Origin of the sequence: Pseudogemmobacter hezensis (assembly GCF_013155295.1) — a bacterium.
Taxonomy (GTDB): domain Bacteria; phylum Pseudomonadota; class Alphaproteobacteria; order Rhodobacterales; family Rhodobacteraceae; genus Pseudogemmobacter; species Pseudogemmobacter hezensis.
This window is the reverse complement of record NZ_JABJXT010000012.1, coordinates 111,041-129,999: the sequence shown is the minus strand read 5'-3', so window position 1 is coordinate 129,999 and position 18,959 is coordinate 111,041. Positions and strand designations below refer to the sequence as shown.

The window sequence follows — 18,959 nt, the reverse complement described above, 5'->3', positions numbered from 1 at the left end:
CCGCGGCTTTGCCGCCGCGGACAAATCCTTTGCGGGCGTTACGCGCCCGACGCCCCCACCCGCAGATCCGGGGTCGGCAGATTCGGGGTCAGCAAATCGGCGGGCAGCAGCCCCTCGGGCAGGTTCTGATAGCAAACCGGGCGCAGGAAGCGCCGGATCGCCATCGTCCCAACCGAGGTCGCCCCGAAATTCGTGCTGGCCGGGAACGGCCCGCCATGAACCATGGCGTCGCAAACCTCGACGCCGGTCGGCCAGCCATTGGCCAGAACCCGGCCCGCCTTGCGTTCCAGCACCGGCATCAGGGTCTGCGCCTGCGCCAGATCGCCCGCATCCATATGCAGCGTCGCGGTCAGCTGGCCTTCAATATGACGGGCCAGATCCAGCATCTGCGCCGGGTCGGTGACGGTCACAACCAGCCCCAGCGGGCCAAAGACCTCTTCGCCAAGCGCGTGGCGGGCAAGGAATTCGGCCGAGGTGGCCCGCAACAGAACCGGGCTGGCCTTGCGCGCCTCTGCCCCGCCTGAAAGCACGGTATCCGCAGCCGCGCCCAGCTTTTCCGCACCCTGGTTATAGGCCTGCGCGATGCCATCGGTCAGCATGGTCTGGGCAGCCGTTGCCTCCAGCGCGGCCTTTGCAGCGTTGATAAAGGCCTCAGCCCCCGCGCCTGCCTGCACGATTACCAGACCCGGATTGGTGCAAAACTGCCCCGCCCCCATGGTCAGGCTGGCGGCCCAGGCCTGGCCCAAAGCCGCAGCCCGGTTGGCCAGCGCCTCGGTCAGGATGAAATTCGGGTTGATCGAGCCCAGCTCGCCAAAGAAGGGGATCGGCTCTGGCCGCGCGGCGCAAAGGTCAAACAGCGCCTTGCCGCCGCGATAGCTGCCAGTGAAGCCAATGGCACGGATCAGCGGATGGGTGACCAGCGCGATCCCGGTCTCATGTGTATCGCCATGAACCAGCGAGAACACGCCCGCAGGCATGCCGGTCTTTTGGATCGCGGTATGGAAGGCCTCGGCCACCAGCTCTGAGGTGCCGGGATGGGCGGGATGACCCTTGACGACAACCGGGCAGCCCGCCGCCAGCGCCGAGGCGGTATCGCCGCCCGCGACCGAGAAAGCCAGCGGGAAGTTCGAGGCCCCGAACACGCCGACCGGGCCGATGGGCCGCTGTATCATGCGCAGATCCGGACGCGGCAGCGGCTGACGATCCGGCAGCGCCGGGTCGTGACGGCGGTCGAGGTAATCGCCCTTGCGGATATGGCTGGCGAAAAGCCGCAGCTGGCCGGTGGTGCGGCCACGCTCGCCATTCAGTCGCGCCTCGGGCAGGCCAGATTCCTGCATGGCGATCTCTGTGATCTGCGGGCCACGGGCCTCGATCTCATCAGCGACGGTCTCAAGAAAGGCGGCGCGGGATTCGCGGCTGGTCTGACCAAAGACCGCGAAAGCCTCTTCGGCGGCGCGAACGGCACGCTCGATCAGCGCGGCATTGCCCGAGCTGAACCGATGCACGGGCCCAAAGGCCGGAGATGAGGCGAAACTTGCATCCGAGGCGATCCATTCGCCTGCGATCAGATGCTTGCCATGCGGCTGGAAGGTCATGTCCTGGTCCTTCAGAAGTCAAAAGCGTCGGTTGTCTGGCGCTGGCCCAGCGTGAAAGCATCGGCCACCAGCACCATCGGGCGAAGGTCCACATCGCTGGCCCCGGCCCGCAGCAAAGCGGCCATGCGGGCATAAAGCGCCGGGTATTCGCCCATGATCGTATTTTCGCCGCCCGCAGGTTTTCCGTTTATTTCCAGTATATTGCCACCCATGCGGAGCGCGATATGGCCCTGATCGGTCTCAAACTCCATATCCCAGGTCTGCGGCCCTTCCTGGCGAAAATCGAAATCGGCGGTGATGTTTTGCGCGAATTGCAGCCGCGCCGCGATCGGGGCCTGGCGGTTGGCGGGGAAATCCAGATCGGCGCCGGTCAGATGCACTGGCATCGGCAGGATCTCGGTCAGGATCGAAAGCGCATTGATGCCGGGATCAAAGACGCCCATGCCGCCCGCCTCAAAGATCCAGTCCTGGCCGGGATGCCATTTGCGCACATCCTCGCGCCAGGTGATATGGCCGCGCAGGACCTGCTTATCCGCAAGCCAGGCCTTTGCCGCAGCCACCGCCTCTGCCTCGCGTGAGTGCCAGCTGGTGTAAAGCGTGACGCCCTTCTTTTGCGCCAGATCCTGCAGGGCATGCACCTCTGACAGGCTGGCACCGGGGGGCTTTTCCAGCATCACATGACGCCCGGCCTCCAGGGCGGCAAAGGCCGCCGCAAAGCGCGGCACCGGCGGCAGCGCCAGCGAGACCACGCCAATATCCGGCCGTGCCGCCAGCATATCGGCAATCGCGGTATAGGCCTCGACGCCCTCAACCCGGCCCGCGCGCGAGACGGTCGCCGCCAGCTCCCAGTCTTGTGAGGCGTTCAGCGCGGGAACATGCTGATCAAGCGCGATTTTTCCGATGCCGACGAGGGCGATTTTCATCTGTGCCAGTCCTTTATGCATGCAGGGCAGGCCCGGCGAAATCACCAGGCCATGCCCCCTGTCTCAGTGGCTGTCCTTGCCAACGTCACGGCCCCGGCATCCTTTCAGGAAGTCGAGATCCGCCCCGGTATCCGCGCCACCAACGTGGTTGTGATGCAACCAGGCATAGCCCGAGCCCGGCTGCTCCTGTGGGGGGTGCCACTCTGCCAGCCGCGCCGCAAGCTCTTCGTCGGAGATCTCAAGCACCAGGCTGCGCTTTGGGACATCGACGCTGATCATATCGCCATTTCTGACCACCGCCAGCGGCCCGCCCGCCGCCGCCTCGGGCGAGGTATGCAGGATCACCGTGCCATAGGCGGTGCCCGACATCCGCGCATCCGAGATCCGCACCATATCGGTGATCCCCTTGCGCAGGATTTTCGGCGGCAGCCCCATATTGCCAACCTCGGCCATGCCCGGATAGCCCTTTGGCCCGCAATATTTCAGCACCATGATGCAGGTCTCGTCGATGTCGAGATCCTCATCGTTGATCTTCGCCTTATAGTCGTCGATGTCCTCGAAAACGACCGCCCGGCCACGATGGGTCAGAAGATGCGGGCTGGCCGCCGAGGGTTTCAGCACCGCGCCTTTGGGCGCGAGATTGCCCTTCAGGATCGCCATGCCGCCCTGTTCGGTCAGGGGTTTGTCGGCGGGGCGGATCACATCCTCATTCCAGTTGCGAACGTCTTTGACCTCATCCCAGATCGTCTCGCCAGAGACGGTCAGCGCATCTTTGTGCAGCTTTCCGGCCTCGCCCAGACGTTTCAATACAACAGGCAGGCCACCCGCATAGAAGAACTCTTCCATCAGATATTTGCCCGAGGGCATCAGGTTCACAATCGTCGCCACATCACGGCCGCAGCGATCCCAGTCGTCCAGCGTCAGATCAACGCCGACCCGGCCCGCAATCGCCAGCAGATGGATCACCGCATTGGTCGAGCCGCCAATCGCGCCATTGGTGCGGATCGCATTCTCGAACGCCTGTTTCGTCATGATATCTGAGGGCTTCAGATCATCCTTGACCATCTGCACGATGCGCCGACCCGAAAGCTGCGCCATCATCCGGCGGCGCGAATCCACCGCCGGGATCGCGGCATTGCCCGAAAGCGCCATGCCAAGCGCCTCGGCCATCGAGGCCATGGTAGACGCCGTGCCCATCGTGTTGCAGGTGCCCGATGAGCGCGACATCGAGGCCTCTGCCTCCAGGAAATCCTCCTGGCTCATCTCGCCTGCCTTCACGGCTTCTGAGAATTTCCACAGCGCAGTGCCCGATCCGACCCGCTCGCCCCGGAACCAGCCATTCAGCATCGGCCCGCCCGTCACCACGATCGAGGGGATATCGGTCGAGGCCGCGCCCATCATCAGGCTGGGCGTGGTCTTGTCGCAGCCCACCAGCAAGACCGCGCCGTCAATCGGCTGGCCGCGCATCTGCTCTTCCACCGCCATGGCGGCGATATTGCGATACATCATCGCGGTGGGGCGGAAGGTGTTCTCGCTGGCCGAGAATACCGGCACCTCGACCGGGAAGCCGCCAGCCTCCCAGACGCCGGCCTTCACCTTTTCGGCCAGCTCGCGCAGATGGCCGTTGCAGGGTGTCAGCTCGGACCAGGTGTTCATGATGCCGATGACCGGGCGGCCATCGAACAGATCATGCGGGTGGCCCTGGTTCTTCATCCAGCCCCGGTGATAGATCGTATCGCGCGAGGTGCCGGTGTACCAATGGGTCGAGCGCAGCTTGCGTGGCCAGGGCGCTGGCTTAAAGGGTGCGGGCTTCTCGGACATCTGTCGGAACTTTCACAGAGAGGTGACAGCGAAGGGGCCGGTCTCGGCCGGTTGCTGATCAAGCGGGTTTTCCAGCGCAAGGCCAAAGCCGGGCGCAGAGATCTGCCAGACATCGCCCTGGGTGGCGCTGATGCCATCGGCGAAACTCAGCGTGGCGGTGCCGAAGAAATGCACATGCACGTCACCGGGCTGGCGGAAGATGTCATATTTGAAGTGGTGATGTTCGAGATTGGCGATGGAATGGGACATATTCGCCTCGCCCGAAAGGAAGGGCTTCTCCCAGATCACCTTGCCGTCGCGCAGGATGCGGCTGCTGCCCTGGATGTCAGCGGGCAGATCGCCCAGCAGCATCTCGGGGCCATAGCTGGCCGGGCGCAGTTTGGAATGCGCCAGCCAGAGGTAATTGCCGCGCTCGGTCACATGGTCGGAAAACTCATTGGCCAGCGCCCAGCCCAGGCGGAAGGGCGTGCCATCGGCGCCGATCAGGTAAAGGCCTGCGACCTCGGGTTCCTCGCCCGCGTCCAGCGCGCAGCCGGGCGAGACCAGGGCCGCGCCGGGCGCGACCGCATTATAGCCATTGCCTTTGTAAAACCATTCGGGCTGCACGCCGATCCGGCCCGCATCGGGCTTGCCGCCCTCAACGCCCATGCGAAACATCTTCATGCTGTCGGTCAGCGTGTCGGGATCGGTCTTTGCATGCATCGAGTTGCGGGTCGCAGCCGAGCCCAGATGGGTCAGCCCGGTGCCCGTCAGATGCAGATGCGCAGGGTCGGCATGATCTACGGGCAAAAGCACCCGGCCTGCGGCAAGCGTGGCCGCCAGATCGACCGCCTCGCCCTTGCCGCGCGACATCACCTCTTCTTTCAGGCTGCGGCGGGCAGCGATTGCGGCATTCGCCGCCTCGGTGGTCGTGGTGACGCCGGGCACGATCCAGGCGGCCTCACCTTCGCGGGCGACCAGGGCACGTGCGCCGTTTTCAAGGCGGATTTGAGAGAGAAACATCAGGATCAGCCCCGTTTTTGTTTGTTGTAAATGTCGAACCAGACCGCCGCGAGCAGCACCGCGCCTTTGATCATCTGCTGGTAATCAATGCCCAGGCTCATCATCGACATGCCCATATTCATCACGCCCATGATCAGCGCCCCGATCACCACGCCGACGATCTTGCCCGAGCCCCCGGCCATTGCCGCGCCGCCGATAAAGACCGAGGCAATCGCGTCCAGCTCGAACCCGGTGCCCGCCTTGGGCGTGGCCGAGTTCAGCCTTGCGGTGACCAGCATCCCAGCCAGCGCCGCCAGCACGCCCATATTGACAAAGCACAGGAAGACCATGCGCTCGGTGCGGATGCCCGAAAGCTTGGTGGCCTTTTCATTGCCGCCAAGCGCATAGATGCGGCGGCCTGCGACGGTGTTTTCGGTGAAGAAGGCATAGATCACCGTCAGCACCACAAGGATCAGCATCACGATGGGGAAGCCGCGGAAGCTGGCCAGCTGCCAGCCGACAAAGCCGATCGCAGCAGTGATCACCACCATGCGGAAGACGAAAAAGCCCATCGGTTCCGGGGTGATGCCGAATTTCGCATCCCGCACCCGCGCCTTCAGCCCCAAAGAAACCAGCAGGATGATCGCCGCCGATGCCAGGATCAGTGTCAGCCCATGCGGCTTGCCGATCCCGGTCAGGTCGGGCAGGTAGCCATTGGCCATGAACTGGAATTCGCGCGGGAAAGGCCCGATGTTCTGGCCGCCCAGCATCCACATCGTGGCACCGCGAAACACCATCATCCCCGCCAGCGTCACGATGAACGACGGAATACGCCACCAGGCCACCCAATAGCCCTGGGCCGCGCCAATCGCCGCGCCGACCAGCAGCGTTGCAGGCACCGCCGCCCAGACCGGCCAGCCAAGCGTGACAATCAGCCAGGCCGAGACCGCGCCCGTGAAAGCCGCAACAGAGCCGACGGAAAGATCGATATGCCCCGCCACGATCACCAGCAGCATGCCAAGCGCCAGGATGATCACATGGCCGTTTTGCAAGAACAGATTGGCGATGTTCAGCGGCTGCAGAAAGTTGACGGGGCGGTCCTGCATCTGCAGAAGGACGGCGAAGAAGGCCACAATCGCCAGCAGCGCCAGCAGCATGCCATTTTCCCGCAGATGCCCGCCCAGATGCGTGCGCATTCCATTCTCATCCGACATCAGGCAACCCTCTCCCCATTCGTCACATCCTCTTCTGAGGTGCCATCGCGCAGGATCATCGCCATGATCGCCTCCTGGCTGGCCTCGGCCTTTGGCAGTTCGCCGATGATCCGGCCCTCATTCATCACGCAGATCCGGTCGCACATGCCCAGCAGCTCTGGCATTTCAGAGCTGATCATCACGACGCCGCGCCCCTGGGCGGCCAGTTCGTTCATGATGTTGTAGATCTCGTATTTCGCGCCCACGTCGATGCCGCGGGTCGGCTCGTCCAGGATCAGCACGTCGGGCTCGGTAAAGAGCCATTTCGACAGCACCACCTTTTGCTGATTGCCGCCTGAAAGGTTTCCGACCTGCTGGAACACCGTCGGCGTGCGGATGCGCATCGCCTGGCGGTAGCCTTCCGCCACCTGGGCCTCGCGCCCGCGCGACAGCACGCCGCGTTCGGCAATGCCGCGCAGATTGGCCAGCGAGACATTCTTCGCAATCGGCTCATCCAGGATCAGGCCCAGATGTTTGCGATCCTCGGTCACATAGGCCAGCCCCGCCGCAATCGCCGCCGGAACCGTTGAAAGATCGGCCCTCTCGCCTTTGATCGTCACCGCGCCCCGGATCTCGCGGCCATAGCTGCGGCCGAACAGGCTCATGGCCAGTTCGGTCCGGCCAGAGCCCATCAGCCCGGCAATGCCGACGATCTCGCCCCGGCGCACCGTGAAACCTGCATCGCGGATCACCTGGCGGGGCTGTTCAGGATGGGTGACGTTCCAGTCGCGCACCTCCATCAGCACCTCGCCGATCTGCGGCTCGCGGTGGGGATAGCGGTTTGCCATATCGCGCCCGACCATATCGCGGATGATACGGTCCTCGGTGATTTCATCCCTGGTCATGGTCGAGACGGTCGAGCCGTCGCGGATCACGGTGACACGGTCTGCCACACGTCTGATTTCATTGAGCTTATGGCTGATGATGATCTGGGTGACGCCCTGGGCCTTCAGCTCCAGCATCAGATCCAGCAGCTTCGCGCTGTCATTTTCCTGCAAAGCCGCGGTCGGCTCGTCCAGGATCAGCAGGCGCACATCTTTCGCCAGCGCCTTGGCGATCTCGATCAGCTGCTGCTTGCCGACGCCCAGCTTTTCCACCGGGGTCTGCGGGCTTTCACGCAGGCCAACCTTCTGCAGCAAAGCGGCGGTTTTCGCCCAGGCCTCTGGCCAGCTGATCACGCCGCGATTTGCGACCTCATTGCCCAGAAACATATTCTCGGCAATCGACAGCAGCGGCACCAGCGCCAGCTCCTGGTGGATGATGATGATGCCCTTCGCCTCGCTGTCACGGATCGAGCGAAAGCTGGCGGTCGCGCCGTCATAATGGATCTCACCATCATAGCTGCCCGCCGGATAGACGCCCGAAAGCACCTTCATCAGGGTCGATTTTCCGGCGCCGTTTTCACCGCAGATCGCATGGATCTCGCCGGGGGCGACGCTCAGATTGACCTGATCCAGAGCCCTGACACCAGGAAAGCTCTTGCCGATATTGCGCATTTCCAAAAGGCTGGAAGATGAGGTCATGGCTGATGATCTCCGAAGGGTCGGGGCGTGACCGCGCCTGCCCCCACCGGGGAGCGCGGTGGCGGCGCGGTCACTGGCTGCGGCTTCAGGGGTTACTGAACGTCTTCTTTCTTGTAGTAACCCGAACCCACCAGCACCTCTTCCCAGTTCGAGGCATCAACCGCGACGGGTTCCAGCAGGTAGGACGGCACCACTTTCACACCGTTGTTATAGGTGGTGGTGTCGTTGATTTCCGGCTCGCCGCCTTTCAGCAGCGCGTCCACCATGCCCACAGTCACACGGGCCAGCTCGCGGGTGTCTTTGAAGACGGTCGAATATTGCTCGCCTGCAAGGATCGACTTGACCGAGGGCAGCTCTGCATCCTGGCCAGAGACGATCGGCATCTTCAGATCGCCCGAGCCGTAACCCACGCCTTTCAGCGACGACAGGATCCCGATCGACAGCCCGTCATAGGGCGACAGCACGCCATTCACATGCCTGTCGTTGTAATTGGCCGAGAGGATGTTATCCATCCGCGCCTGGGCAACCGCACCATCCCAACGCAGGGTGCCGACCTTGTCCATCCCGGTCTGACCCGAGCCGATCACGATGGAACCATCGTCGATCAGCGGCTGCAGCACCGACATCGCGCCATCATAGAAGAAGAAAGCGTTATTGTCGTCGGGCGAGCCACCAAACAGCTCTACATTCCAGGGCTTCTGATCGGGGAAACGCTCTTCCAGGCCTTTCACCAGGCTGGTTGCCTGCTGCACGCCGACCTTGAAATTGTCAAAGGTCGCGTAATAGCTGACCGCATCGGTGTCGCGGATCAGGCGGTCATAGGCGATGACCTTGATCCCGGCGGCATTGGCGTTTTCCAGCACATTCGACAGCGTGGTGCCGTCAATCGAGGCGATCACCAGAACATCGACGCCCTTGGCGACCATATTCTCGATCTGGGCCAGCTGGTTCGGGATATCATCCTCGGCATATTGCAGATCGGTGTCATAGCCTGCGGCTTTGAACTGCTCGACCATCGAATTGCCGTCGCCGATCCAGCGGGCGGACGATTTGGTGGGCATGGCGATGCCGATGGTCTCTGCCATGGCGCCAAACGCAAGAAAAGAAGCACTGATCGCCAGCGCGACCGTTGCGGCCTTGAATTTCATGGTCTCTCTCCCCTTTGGGTCACCGCGCCACCTGCTGTTTGCCAATCGCAAACTGGCCGGGGTCGATTCCCTGTTTCGCCGTCCTCCACGGCTCGGGGTTTAGTCTAGCTTTTCATCTGCATATCGGTAAAATTACATCTGCCGCATTCAACATAGCAGTTTTGATATGTCAAAGCCCCCTGCCCGCCTGATGCTGAAACCCGGTCAGCTGCGGCTGATCCATGAGATTGCCGAAAGCGGCCAGTTGCAGCTGGCAGCCGAGGCGGCGGGAATGACGCAGCCCGCCGCCTCGCGCATGCTGGCCGAGACCGAGCGCCAGATCGGCAGCCCGCTGTTTTTTCGCCAGCCCAAAGGGATGGAGCCGACCGAGATCGGCACCGCCATTTTGCGCCGGGCGCGGGTGATCCTGCGCGAGATGGGGTCAATGGCGGCAGAGCTGCGCGAGATGCAGGACGGGCATGGCGGCACGGTGCGGATCGGCGCTGTGACCGGGCCTGCGGTGCGCTATCTGGTCACCGCCGTGCGCCAGGTCAAGGAAGAGGCCCCCAGGGCCGAGATCACCGTCGATGTGCTGCCCTCACGCGATCTGTTGCATCATCTGCTGGCGGGCGAGATGGATTTCGTGCTGGCGCGGATTCTGCCGGAATTTGACAGCACCGATTTCAACATCCTGCCGCTGCAGGATGAGAAAGTGGCGCTGATGGTGCGTGAAAAGCATCCGCTGGCGCGTGCCCCCGTCGTCACCCTGGCCGAGCTGCAAAGCCATGAATGGATCATGCAGCAGCGCGGCGCCCCGATCCGCGAGGCGACCATGGCCGCCTTTGCCGCCCTTGGCCTGTCAGAGCCGGGAAACGTCGTGAACAGCCCCTCGACGCTGTTGACGCTGGCCTATCTGGCCCAGTCCGACGCGATTGCGCCCCTGTCGGATGAGGTGGCAAAGCTTCTGATCCGCAAGCCGCTGAGCGCGGGGTTTGTCACCCTGCCGACCGCGCATGACATCCGGGTGTCGCGCTATTACCTGCTGGATCTCAAACGCCGCCCGCTGTCGCCTCTGGCGCAGCAATTGCGCGAAAGGCTTCTGGCGGGCGGGGTTGCGGGCGATGCCCCGGCTGATGTTCAGGCCTTGCTGGCGGGCAGGTAATCAAGTGGGCAGGTAATCAAGCGGGCAGGTAATCAAGCGGGCAGGTAATCAAGGCCGGGGTCGATCTGGCCGGGCCGCCCTGCAAGCGACAGCTGCGGCAGCCGCGGCGCGGTCTGGCTGACCACGCGGCCCTGGCGCAGGACGTAAAGCCGGGTCGGCTTCAGCCGGATCGCCTCGGTCACATCGGCGGCCTGCAAGATGACAAGGTTCGCCTTGCAGCCGATGTCCAGCCCATAGCCCTCAAGCCCCATGGTCTTTGCCGAATTGACGGTAACCGCCTCAAACAGCTGATGTTTTTCGGCAATGCCACCCATCTGCCCGACATGGACCGCCATATGCGCGACCTCAAGCATGTCGCCCGAGCCCATCGAATACCAGGGGTCCATGCAGCAATCCTGGCCCAGCGAGACATTGACGCCTGCCGCCATCAGCTCGCGCACCCGCGTCATGCCGCGCCGTTTCGGATAGCTGTCATGACGGCCCTGCAGCATGATATTGATCAGCGGATTGGGCGTCGCGTTCATCCCCGCCTCGGCAATCAGCGGGATCAGTTTCGAGACATAGTAATTGTCCATCGAATGCATCGAGGTCAGATGCGAGCCATTTACCCGGCCCTGCAGACCAAAGCGGATGGTCTCGGCCGCCATGGTCTCGACATGACGCGAGAGCGGGTCATCGGTCTCATCGCAATGCACGTCAACCGGCAACCCGCGCTCGGCGGCGATGCGGAACAGCGCTTCCAGTGAGAGCCGCCCCTCTTCCATCGTGCGTTCAAAATGCGGGATGCCGCCAACGATGCCGACGCCCATATCCAGCGCCCGCTCCAGCGATTTCGCGCCCTCTGGCGCCCGGTAATAACCATCCTGCGGGAAGGCGACCAGCTGCAGGTCGATGTAATCCTTCACCAGCTCCTGCACCTCAAGCATGGCCTGGGCGGTCACCAGCCTCGGGTCTGAGGTATCGACATGGGTGCGGATGTGCAAAAGCCCCTGGGAAACCGCCAGATCGCAATAGCGCAACGCGCGTTCGACCAGCGCCTCACGCGTCAGCGTCGGGCGCAGCTCGCCCCAAAGGGCGATCCCTTCCAGAAGCGTGCCAGAGGCATTCATGCGCGGCAGCCCCAGCGAAAGCGTCGCATCCATATGGAAATGCGGGTCGCAAAAGGCGGGGGACAGCAGGCGGCCTGCGGCCTCGATCACCTGACCGGCCTCAGCCGTCAGCCGCTTTTCAATCGCGGCGATTTTCCCGGCGCGGATGCCGATGTCAAAGCCCTGGCGGCCATCAGGCAGGTTCACGCCGCGAATGATGGTGTCGAACATATCTCTCTCTCCTCAGCGCTCGCCGCGCCGATAGGGTTGCATCAATGCCTGGGGCACGCGGGTGCGCCGCGCCATCACCACCAGCGCCAGGATGGACAAAAGGAAGGGGGCCATCAGGAAAATCTGATAGGGCACCACCCCGCCGATCACATTTTGCAGCCGCAGCTGGAAGGCGTCGAAAAAGGCGAACAAAAGCGCCCCCGCCAGCGCCCGCCCGGGCCGCCAGGACGCAAATACCACCAGCGCGATACAGATCCAGCCGCGCCCCTGCACCATGGTCGGGATAAAGCTGTCAAAGGCGGAAAGCGTCAGGAAGGCCCCTCCCATCGCCATCAGCGCCGAGCCGAAGATCACCGCGCCATAGCGCACCAGCATCGGGTTGATGCCCTGGGCCTCGGCGGCATGGGGGTTCTCGCCCGTCATGCGGATCGCAAGGCCCAAAGGGGTGCGAAACAGCACGAAGGCCAGCAGCAGCGCAAGGCCAATCGCCACCCAGGTCGGCGCGGTCTGGGTGAAAACCTCGCCAAGGAACGGCAGATCGGCAAGGCCCGGGATACGGATCGGCTGGAAGGGGATGATCTTGGGCGGCGTGCCCTCAACCGGGACCAGCAGGCGGAAGAGGTAATAGCTGAACGAGGATGCAAAAAGTGTCACCCCCAGCCCCGAGACATGCTGCGACAGCCCCAGCGTGACTGTTAGACCGGAATGCAACAGGCCGAATAGCATGCCGGAAAGCGCCGCGATCAGCAGCCCCGTCCAAAGATCCGCGCCATTCCAGACCGCAAACCAGCCGATCATCGCGCCGAAAGTCATGACCCCCTCGATCCCGAGGTTCAGCACCCCCGCCCTTTCGCACAAAAGCGCGCCCAGCGTGCCCAGGATCAGCGGCGTGGCGATCCGCAAGACCGCCGCCCAAAGCCCCGCCGAGGTGAGAATATCAATGATATCGCTCATTTGCGGATCCTGTATTGGGTGAAGAAGATCGCCACCAGCATCGACAGCAGCGACAGCGCCACCGTGACATCGGCGATGTAAGAGGGCACGCCCATGCTGCGGCTCATGGCGTCGGCGCCGACGAACATGGTGGCGGTGAACAAGGCGGCCAGCACCACGCCCAGCGGGCTGAGGCCTGCCAGCATCGCAACCACGATGCCCGAATAGCCATAACCGGGCGAAAGTTCGGTGGTGACGTAAGAGGTGACGCCCATCACCTCAACCGCGCCCGCAAGCCCGGCAAGGCCGCCTGACATCATCGCCACCAGCACCAGCGTGCGCCCCAAAGGCACGCCGGCAAATGCCGCGCCAGAGGGGTTCAGGCCGGCAGCCCTGGATTGCAGGCCAAAGGCCGTGCGGGTCTGGATGAAATAGACCACGAAGGCCAGCACCACCGCGACGCCCAGGCCGATATGCAGCCGCGAACGCGGGATGATCTTCGGCAACTCTGCCTCGGGCGAGACGGGCAGCGATTGCGGCCAGCCAAAGGCCATCGGATCCTTCAGCACCGTGTCGATCAGCATTGAGACAAACAGCAGCGCGACAAAGTTCAGCAGCAGCGTCGTCACCACCTCATCGACCTGAAATTTCAGCCGCAGCCAAAGCGGGATCAACAACAGGATCATGCCCGCCACCGCGCCGATCACGAACAAAAGCGGGATCTGGATCAGCCCCGGCAGATTGCCAAACAGCAGCGCACTGGCCGCCGCCGCCGCAATCGCGCCGAGGTAAAGCTGCCCCTCGGCCCCGATATTCCACAGCCGCGCCCGAAAGGCGACCGCCGCCGCCAGCCCGGTCAGGATCAAAGGCGCAGCGCGGGCCAGGGTTTCGGTCGCGGCCAGCCTGGAGCCAAACGCCCCGGTCAGGATCCTGCCATAGGCCTCAAACACCGGCGCACCGGCCAGGGCAATCAGCACCCCCGCCAGCAAAAGCGCCACCGCCACAGCAATCAGCGGCGTGACCAGTGCCAGGATCGGCGAGACCTGCTCGCGCCGTTCAAACCGCATGATCTGCCTCTTGTGACTCCATCGCCCATTCCCCGGCCATCATCAGCCCCAACTGTCGCGCATCTGCCGCCTCCGGGCGCACCGGGGGCGAAAGCCGCCCGCCGACAATCGCCTGGATCCGGTCGGCCAGCGCCATGACCTCATCAAGGTCTTCCGAGATCAGCAGCACCGCCGTTCCCGCCCGCCTTGCCTCAAGAATACGTTCATGCACCGCTGCGACCGCGCCCTCATCAAGGCCCCGGGCGGGCTGGGCGGCGATCAGGATTTTCGGATGCGCGATCAGGTTGCGGCCAAGGATCAGCTTTTGCACATTGCCGCCCGAGAGGCGGCCAATGCGGCTGCTGGGGGTGCCACCGCGCACGTCAAATTTTTCGATGATGCGGGCGGCGAAATCCATCCCCGCCTTGCGGTCGACAAGGCCGCGCCTGGTGTAATCAGGCAGACGTTCCAGGATCGCGTTTTCCCAGATTGTCATCTCGCTGATGACGCCGTCATGATTGCGATCCTCGGGGATGCGGCCGATGCCTGCCGCCACCACCCCGCGCACGTCTTTTCCGGTAAAGTCCTGGCCAAAGAGGGTAATCTGCCCATCCGATGGCTCGGCCTGCCCGCCCAAAACCCGCGCCAGTGCCGCCTGACCATTGCCAGAGACGCCGATGATCCCCAGCACCTCGCCCGCGCGCAGGTGAAAATCGACCGCCTTCAGCCGCTCGACCCCGCCTTCGCGCAGGGTGACGGATCGCGCCTGCAGCACCACCGCGCCAGGCGTTGCAGCCTCACGCTGCGGGCGGGTCACCTCGCGGCCGACCATCAGGCCTGCAAGCTCTGCCTTGGTCGTTTCCATCGCCCGCCGCTCTGCCACCACACGCCCGCCGCGCAACACGATCACCCGGTCTGCGGTCGAGATCACCTCATCCAGCTTATGCGAGATGAAGATGATCGACAGGCCCTGCCGCGCCATGTCTTTCAGCGTGGCGAACATCTGTTCGGCTTCGATATTGGTCAGAACCGCCGTCGGCTCATCCAGCACCAGGATCTTCGCGTCATTGTAAAGCGCCTTGAGGATCTCAACCCGCTGCCGCTCGCCGACCGACAGATCGCCCAGTCGCGCGTCGGGATCGACCTTCAGCCCGAATTTCACTGACAGCGCCAGCAGCTTTGCCCGCCCCCGCGCCTTGTCAGACCAGGGCCGCCAGAGGCTTTCGGTGCCGGTCATCACGTTTTCCAGCACGCTAAGATTGGGGGCCAGCGAGAAATGCTGATGCACCATGCCGATCCCGGCCCGGATCGCCGCCCGAGGGCGACCAGGCGGCAGCAGGCGGCCCATCACCGTCACATGGCCGCTGTCGGCGGTGTAATGGCCAAACAGGATCGACATCAGCGTGGTCTTGCCCGCGCCATTCTCGCCCAAAAGCGCGATCACCTCGCCGCGCTGCAGCGAAAGCGAGACATTTTCATTGGCGATCACCGGGCCAAAGCGCTTGCTGACGGCCGAGATGTCGAGGACGGTTTCGCTCATGTCAGGCCTGCAACAGCAAAGGGATGGGTCCAGCGCTCTTCCACCTCAAGCCGGGCGGCGACTGAAAGCAAGAGCTTTTCCTGTCCCATTGGCGCGATCATCTGCACGGGCAGCGGCAGGCCCTGGGCATCTGCGCCAAAAGGAAGGGTAATCGCCGGGGCGCCCGCGATATTGGCAAGGCCTGCCAGCGGCGCAAAAGCCGACATGCGGTGCAGATGCAGATCCACATCCTGATGATCGGTCGGGAAAGAGCCGATGGGCAGTGGCGCGGTGGCCAGCATCGGCGTCAGCAACAGATCGACCTGATCGAAAAGCCGCCACAGATCGCGGCTGACCAGCACCATCTCATGCAGGCTGGCCCAGAGGTCCTGACCCGACATCGCCTGGCCACGGGTGGCAAAGGCGCGGGTCATCGGCTCGACCTGGTCAAAGCCAGGGTGGGTGCATAGCCCCGCCAGGTTGACCGCGACGATATCGGCAAAGATCCGGGCAGAGCGCCGGGCGAGCCCCGTGACCGCCGCGCTTTCCAGCGGATGGATGCGGTGACCGTTTCGCGCCAGCACCCGGGCCGCTGCCTCAACCGCCTCTGTGCGCGTCTCATCAGTGGGCCAGTCGGGGCCGGTGTCAGTTACCAGACCGATCCTAAGCGGGCCGGGCCGCGCCTCTTCGAGGCTCGGGCTGGCAAAGGGCCCCTGCACGCCGCCGATGGTGCAGGCGGCAAAGATCGCCTCGGCATCGCGCACGGATCGGCAGACCGCCAATTCGCTGGCGATGCCCGCCAGATGATTGCCAAACCCCGGCCCACCCGGCACCGAGCCGCGACCGGGCTTCAGCCCGACAAGCCCGCAGGCCGCCGCAGGCACCCGGATCGAGCCACCCGCATCCGTCGCATGGGCAATCGCGGTGATACCCGCCGCCACCGCCGCCGCCGCCCCGCCCGAGGACCCGCCAGGCGACAGGCGCAGATCCAGCGGGTTGCGGGCAATCGGGCCGATGGCAGGTTCTGACGCCAGCGAAAGGCCGAACTCGGGGCTGGTGGTCAGGCCAAAGGGGCAAAGACCCGCTGCCCGGAACCGCGCCGCAAGCTGGCTGTGATCGCCCATCCCTTCGCGTGGGAAAAGGGCAGATCCGGCGCTGACCGGAAAGCCAAGGAAGGGTGCACCAAGGTCTTTGACCAGCAAGGGCACGCCGCCAAAGGCCGCATAGCGCTGCGGGGCATTGCCGGGCAGCACGTCAAACTCGGCCGCGAAGGCGCGACCGCGGGCCGGGTTCATCCAGGCAACCGCGCCCAGATCCGCCCAATCCACGGCCTGCGCCAGCGATGCCGCCATTGCATCCGCCGCCGTCAAATGGCCCCGGCGGATCGCCGAGGCCAGGGCTGTCGCATCATTTGCCACTGTGTCTTCTTACTTGTTACTTCGGCTCGTCGAAATTCTGCGGCACGGTGAAGGTGCCCGCTTTGATCTCGGCGCGGATCTTCTCCATCGCCTCTTCGGCCTCTGCGGGGGCTGCGCCCTTCACATAGGCGATATCGCTGCCGCCCTCTTTCATCAGGCCAAACGCCGTATAGTCTTTGCCGGTCGGATTGCCCGCCTCGACATCGGCGATGATCGCGTCAAGGATCGGGCGATAGCCCCACAGCGCATTGGCGAAAACCGTATCCGGATAGGCAGGGGTGTAATCGATCAGCGAGCCGATTGCCTTCACGCCGCGCTCTTTGGCGGCATCGGCGGTGCCGATCCGTTCGCCGAACAGGATATCCGCGCCGGCCTCGATATGGGCCAGGCCCAGCTCGCGGGCTTTGGGCGGATCAAAGAAGGTGCCGACCCAGGCCACCAGATGCATTGCTTCGGGGTTCGTCGCCTTGACACCCTCGGCGAAGGCATTGATCAGCAGGTTGATTTCCGGGATCGGGATCGCGCCGACAGAGCCGACAACCCCGGTTTTGGTCATCTTGCCCGCCAGCATGCCCGCCAGATAGGCGCCGTCATAATTCCAGGTGCCAAAGACGCCGAAATTGTCGCCCTCTGGCCCGGCGGAAGAACCCATGACGAAGGCGGTCTCGGGGTAATCGGCGGCAACCTCACGGCCCTGACGCTCGATGGGGAAGGTCTCGCCGATGATCAGCTTATTGCCGGCCTCGGCATATTCGCGCATCGCACGCGGGTAATCGGTGGCCGAGATCCCCTCAGAGAAGGTGTATTCGATCTTGCCCTCTGCCGCTGCATCCAAAAGCGCCCGGTGCAGGACCGAGTTCCAGGCGTTTTCAACCGGGGACCCATGCACCCCCGCCACTTTCAGCGGCGTCGAGGCCTTTGCCCCACGCGCGAAAGGCAGCGCCGATGCGCCAAGGATCAGACCCGATTGCAGCAAAAATCGGCGGGACGGACGGAAATCTGTGGTCATGGAAACCCCCTGTGGCTGGTCGTGTTGCTCTGACCAGTCGTGGAAGCGACGATCGGGCGAGTCAACGCCTTCGTCTCTTGCCACCGCTTTGGGTTGCAGGCCAGCCATGGAAGTGCATAAATTTTGACCCATTGGTCAGTTTTTTGCTGGATTGTGCGAGCGGATACTGGACCGTGACAGGCGGCAAGCGCCATTTTGGCGCCCTGCCCCCGGTGAACCCGGCGCGAAATGCGATTTCGCAGGCGACAAGGCTGCTTTTTTGCGCTAGCCGCCTGGGCTGAAACCGGCCCGATCAAAGTCCGATCAAAGCCCGCCAAAGACCAGGACCTGCCCGCCATGGAACCGCATCTGACCCCCGTCACCCATCTTGTCACCCATTCGGGCGGCTTTCATGCCGATGAGCTGATGTCCTCGGTCATCCTGACCCGGCTGTTCCCGCAGGCGCAGATCATCCGCAGCCGCGATGAGGCCTGGATCACCCCGGCAGAGAACCGCATCATCTATGACGTGGGCCGCGATTATGACCCTGCAAAACGGATCTTTGATCACCACCAGCGTGAGGCCCCTTTGCGCCCTGACGGGCAGCCCTACAGTTCATTCGGGCTGATCTGGCATCATTATGGCCGCGACTATCTGCGGGCCATGGCTGTGCCCGAAGCGGATCTGGATCGCATTCATACCAGCTTTGACATGGGCTTCGTGCTGCCGATTGACCTGACGGACAATGGGGCGCTCAGCCCCGCCGCTGCGGGCGCACAGCTGGCGGGGCTGACGCTGCCAGAGCTGATGGAATCGCTGAAACCCGTCTTTGATGACCGGGGCGAGGGCGCGGATGATCGCGCCTTCATGGCGGCGCTGCAGATCGCCCGCGCCTTTGTCGAGGCCGCGATCCGCAACCGCGCCGCCAGGGCCCGGGCCGAGGCGATGGTGATGGCGGCAATCGCACAGGCGGGTGCCTCGCGGGTGCTGGAACTGCCGCAGGGCATGCCGTTTCGCGCCGCTGTTGAAAAGGCCGGGGCGGATCACCTGCTTTTCGTGGTGCATCCGCGCGAGGCTGACTGGATGATCACCGGCATCCGCAAAGCCGACAGCGGCTTCGAGCAACGCGCCGATCTGCCGCTGGCCTGGGCGGGGCTGACCGATGCCGCACTTGAGGCCGCAAGCGGCGTTAAAGGCGCGCGTTTTTGCCACAACGGGCGCTTTATCGCCGTGGCCGAAACGCGTGAGGCGATCCTTGCCATGGCCCGGATCGCGGTGGCCGAGGCCGAGGCCGAGGCCGAGGCGGCATCCGCCTGAGGCCAGACGGCAAGGCTTGCGCGGCGGGCTGATC

At 63.9% G+C, this 18,959-nt stretch carries 15 protein-coding genes; 2 read left to right on the top strand and 13 right to left on the bottom strand.

Going from position 1 to position 18,959, the window contains the following annotated elements; all coding sequences use genetic code 11:
• Positions 1–38: 38 nt before the first annotated feature.
• From HOY34_RS14375 to chvE, 7 genes are all read right to left on the bottom strand, one after another.
• Positions 39–1,595 carry an aldehyde dehydrogenase (NADP(+)) gene (locus HOY34_RS14375; RefSeq protein WP_172364028.1) on the bottom strand — a complete coding sequence of 519 codons (1,557 nt, stop codon included), beginning with the start codon at positions 1,593–1,595 and terminating at the stop codon, positions 39–41.
• Positions 1,596–1,606: 11 nt separating this feature from the next.
• Positions 1,607–2,518, bottom strand: coding sequence for a Gfo/Idh/MocA family protein (locus HOY34_RS14370; RefSeq protein ID WP_172364026.1), 912 nt, complete (start codon positions 2,516–2,518; stop codon positions 1,607–1,609).
• Between the two features lie 63 nt (positions 2,519–2,581).
• Positions 2,582–4,339, bottom strand: coding sequence for an L-arabinonate dehydratase (gene araD, locus HOY34_RS14365; RefSeq protein ID WP_172364024.1), 1,758 nt, complete (start codon positions 4,337–4,339; stop codon positions 2,582–2,584).
• A gap of 12 nt (positions 4,340–4,351) precedes the next feature.
• The gene (araD1, locus tag HOY34_RS14360) at positions 4,352–5,341 is read right to left on the bottom strand and encodes an AraD1 family protein (protein WP_172364022.1); all 990 of its coding nucleotides are present in this window, start codon (positions 5,339–5,341) and stop codon (positions 4,352–4,354) included.
• Between the two features lie 5 nt (positions 5,342–5,346).
• A complete protein-coding gene (mmsB, locus tag HOY34_RS14355; RefSeq protein ID WP_253944472.1) occupies positions 5,347–6,516 on the bottom strand; it encodes a multiple monosaccharide ABC transporter permease in 1,170 nt (389 codons plus the stop codon).
• Positions 6,517–6,533: 17 nt separating this feature from the next.
• A complete protein-coding gene (gene mmsA / locus HOY34_RS14350; protein ID WP_172364018.1) occupies positions 6,534–8,096 on the bottom strand; it encodes a multiple monosaccharide ABC transporter ATP-binding protein in 1,563 nt (520 codons plus the stop codon).
• 92 nt (positions 8,097–8,188) lie between these two features.
• Complete coding sequence (gene chvE / locus HOY34_RS14345) at positions 8,189–9,244, bottom strand: multiple monosaccharide ABC transporter substrate-binding protein (RefSeq protein WP_172364016.1); 1,056 nt, start codon at positions 9,242–9,244, stop codon at positions 8,189–8,191.
• A gap of 166 nt (positions 9,245–9,410) precedes the next feature.
• Between chvE and HOY34_RS14340 the strand changes: the two genes are divergently transcribed.
• Positions 9,411–10,385 carry a LysR family transcriptional regulator gene (locus HOY34_RS14340; RefSeq protein WP_172364014.1) on the top strand — a complete coding sequence of 325 codons (975 nt, stop codon included), beginning with the start codon at positions 9,411–9,413 and terminating at the stop codon, positions 10,383–10,385.
• A gap of 32 nt (positions 10,386–10,417) precedes the next feature.
• Here the strand turns inward: HOY34_RS14340 and HOY34_RS14335 are convergent, their stop codons facing one another.
• Genes HOY34_RS14335 through HOY34_RS14310 form a run of 6 tightly spaced genes read right to left on the bottom strand, consistent with a single transcriptional unit; the run spans position 10,418 to position 17,629 of the window.
• Positions 10,418–11,704 carry an amidohydrolase family protein gene (locus HOY34_RS14335; protein WP_172364012.1) on the bottom strand — a complete coding sequence of 429 codons (1,287 nt, stop codon included), beginning with the start codon at positions 11,702–11,704 and terminating at the stop codon, positions 10,418–10,420.
• A gap of 12 nt (positions 11,705–11,716) precedes the next feature.
• Positions 11,717–12,658: an ABC transporter permease gene (locus tag HOY34_RS14330; protein WP_172364010.1), complete on the bottom strand. Its 942-nt coding sequence runs from the start codon at positions 12,656–12,658 to the stop codon at positions 11,717–11,719.
• Positions 12,655–13,704, bottom strand: a complete 1,050-nt coding sequence (locus HOY34_RS14325; RefSeq protein ID WP_172364008.1) for an ABC transporter permease — start codon at positions 13,702–13,704, stop codon at positions 12,655–12,657. The genes HOY34_RS14330 and HOY34_RS14325 overlap by 4 nt, the downstream gene beginning before the upstream one ends.
• Entirely contained in the window at positions 13,694–15,223 is a 1,530-nt protein-coding gene (locus HOY34_RS14320; RefSeq protein WP_172364006.1) for an ABC transporter ATP-binding protein, read from the bottom strand. Before HOY34_RS14320 ends, HOY34_RS14325 begins: the two co-directional genes overlap by 11 nt.
• A complete protein-coding gene (locus tag HOY34_RS14315; RefSeq protein ID WP_172364004.1) occupies positions 15,220–16,620 on the bottom strand; it encodes an amidase in 1,401 nt (466 codons plus the stop codon). Before HOY34_RS14315 ends, HOY34_RS14320 begins: the two co-directional genes overlap by 4 nt.
• Before the next feature lie 16 nt (positions 16,621–16,636).
• Entirely contained in the window at positions 16,637–17,629 is a 993-nt protein-coding gene (locus HOY34_RS14310; RefSeq protein ID WP_172364002.1) for a BMP family protein, read from the bottom strand.
• Between the two features lie 336 nt (positions 17,630–17,965).
• Here HOY34_RS14310 and HOY34_RS14305 point away from each other — a divergent pair, with 336 nt between their 5' ends.
• A complete protein-coding gene (locus HOY34_RS14305) occupies positions 17,966–18,925 on the top strand; it encodes an MYG1 family protein (RefSeq protein ID WP_172364000.1) in 960 nt (319 codons plus the stop codon).
• Positions 18,926–18,959: the final 34 nt, after the last annotated feature.

Excerpts from the sequence above, each read along its gene's own strand:
- HOY34_RS14370 (WP_172364026.1), bottom strand. The coding sequence starts at position 2,518 with ATGAAAATCGCCCTCGTCGGCATCGGAAAAATCGCGCTTGATCAGCAT.
- araD1 (WP_172364022.1), bottom strand. The coding sequence starts at position 5,341 with ATGTTTCTCTCTCAAATCCGCCTTGAAAACGGCGCACGTGCCCTGGTC.
- HOY34_RS14310 (WP_172364002.1), bottom strand. The coding sequence starts at position 17,629 with ATGACCACAGATTTCCGTCCGTCCCGCCGATTTTTGCTGCAATCGGGT.
- HOY34_RS14340 (WP_172364014.1), top strand. The coding sequence starts at position 9,411 with ATGTCAAAGCCCCCTGCCCGCCTGATGCTGAAACCCGGTCAGCTGCGG.
- HOY34_RS14335 (WP_172364012.1), bottom strand. The coding sequence starts at position 11,704 with ATGTTCGACACCATCATTCGCGGCGTGAACCTGCCTGATGGCCGCCAG.
- HOY34_RS14330 (WP_172364010.1), bottom strand. The coding sequence starts at position 12,658 with ATGAGCGATATCATTGATATTCTCACCTCGGCGGGGCTTTGGGCGGCG.
- chvE (WP_172364016.1), bottom strand. The coding sequence starts at position 9,244 with ATGAAATTCAAGGCCGCAACGGTCGCGCTGGCGATCAGTGCTTCTTTT.
- HOY34_RS14320 (WP_172364006.1), bottom strand. The coding sequence starts at position 15,223 with ATGAGCGAAACCGTCCTCGACATCTCGGCCGTCAGCAAGCGCTTTGGC.
- HOY34_RS14375 (WP_172364028.1), bottom strand. The coding sequence starts at position 1,595 with ATGACCTTCCAGCCGCATGGCAAGCATCTGATCGCAGGCGAATGGATC.
- mmsA (WP_172364018.1), bottom strand. The coding sequence starts at position 8,096 with ATGACCTCATCTTCCAGCCTTTTGGAAATGCGCAATATCGGCAAGAGC.
- HOY34_RS14325 (WP_172364008.1), bottom strand. The coding sequence starts at position 13,704 with ATGCGGTTTGAACGGCGCGAGCAGGTCTCGCCGATCCTGGCACTGGTC.
- araD (WP_172364024.1), bottom strand. The coding sequence starts at position 4,339 with ATGTCCGAGAAGCCCGCACCCTTTAAGCCAGCGCCCTGGCCACGCAAG.
- mmsB (WP_253944472.1), bottom strand. The coding sequence starts at position 6,516 with ATGCGCACGCATCTGGGCGGGCATCTGCGGGAAAATGGCATGCTGCTG.
- HOY34_RS14305 (WP_172364000.1), top strand. The coding sequence starts at position 17,966 with ATGGAACCGCATCTGACCCCCGTCACCCATCTTGTCACCCATTCGGGC.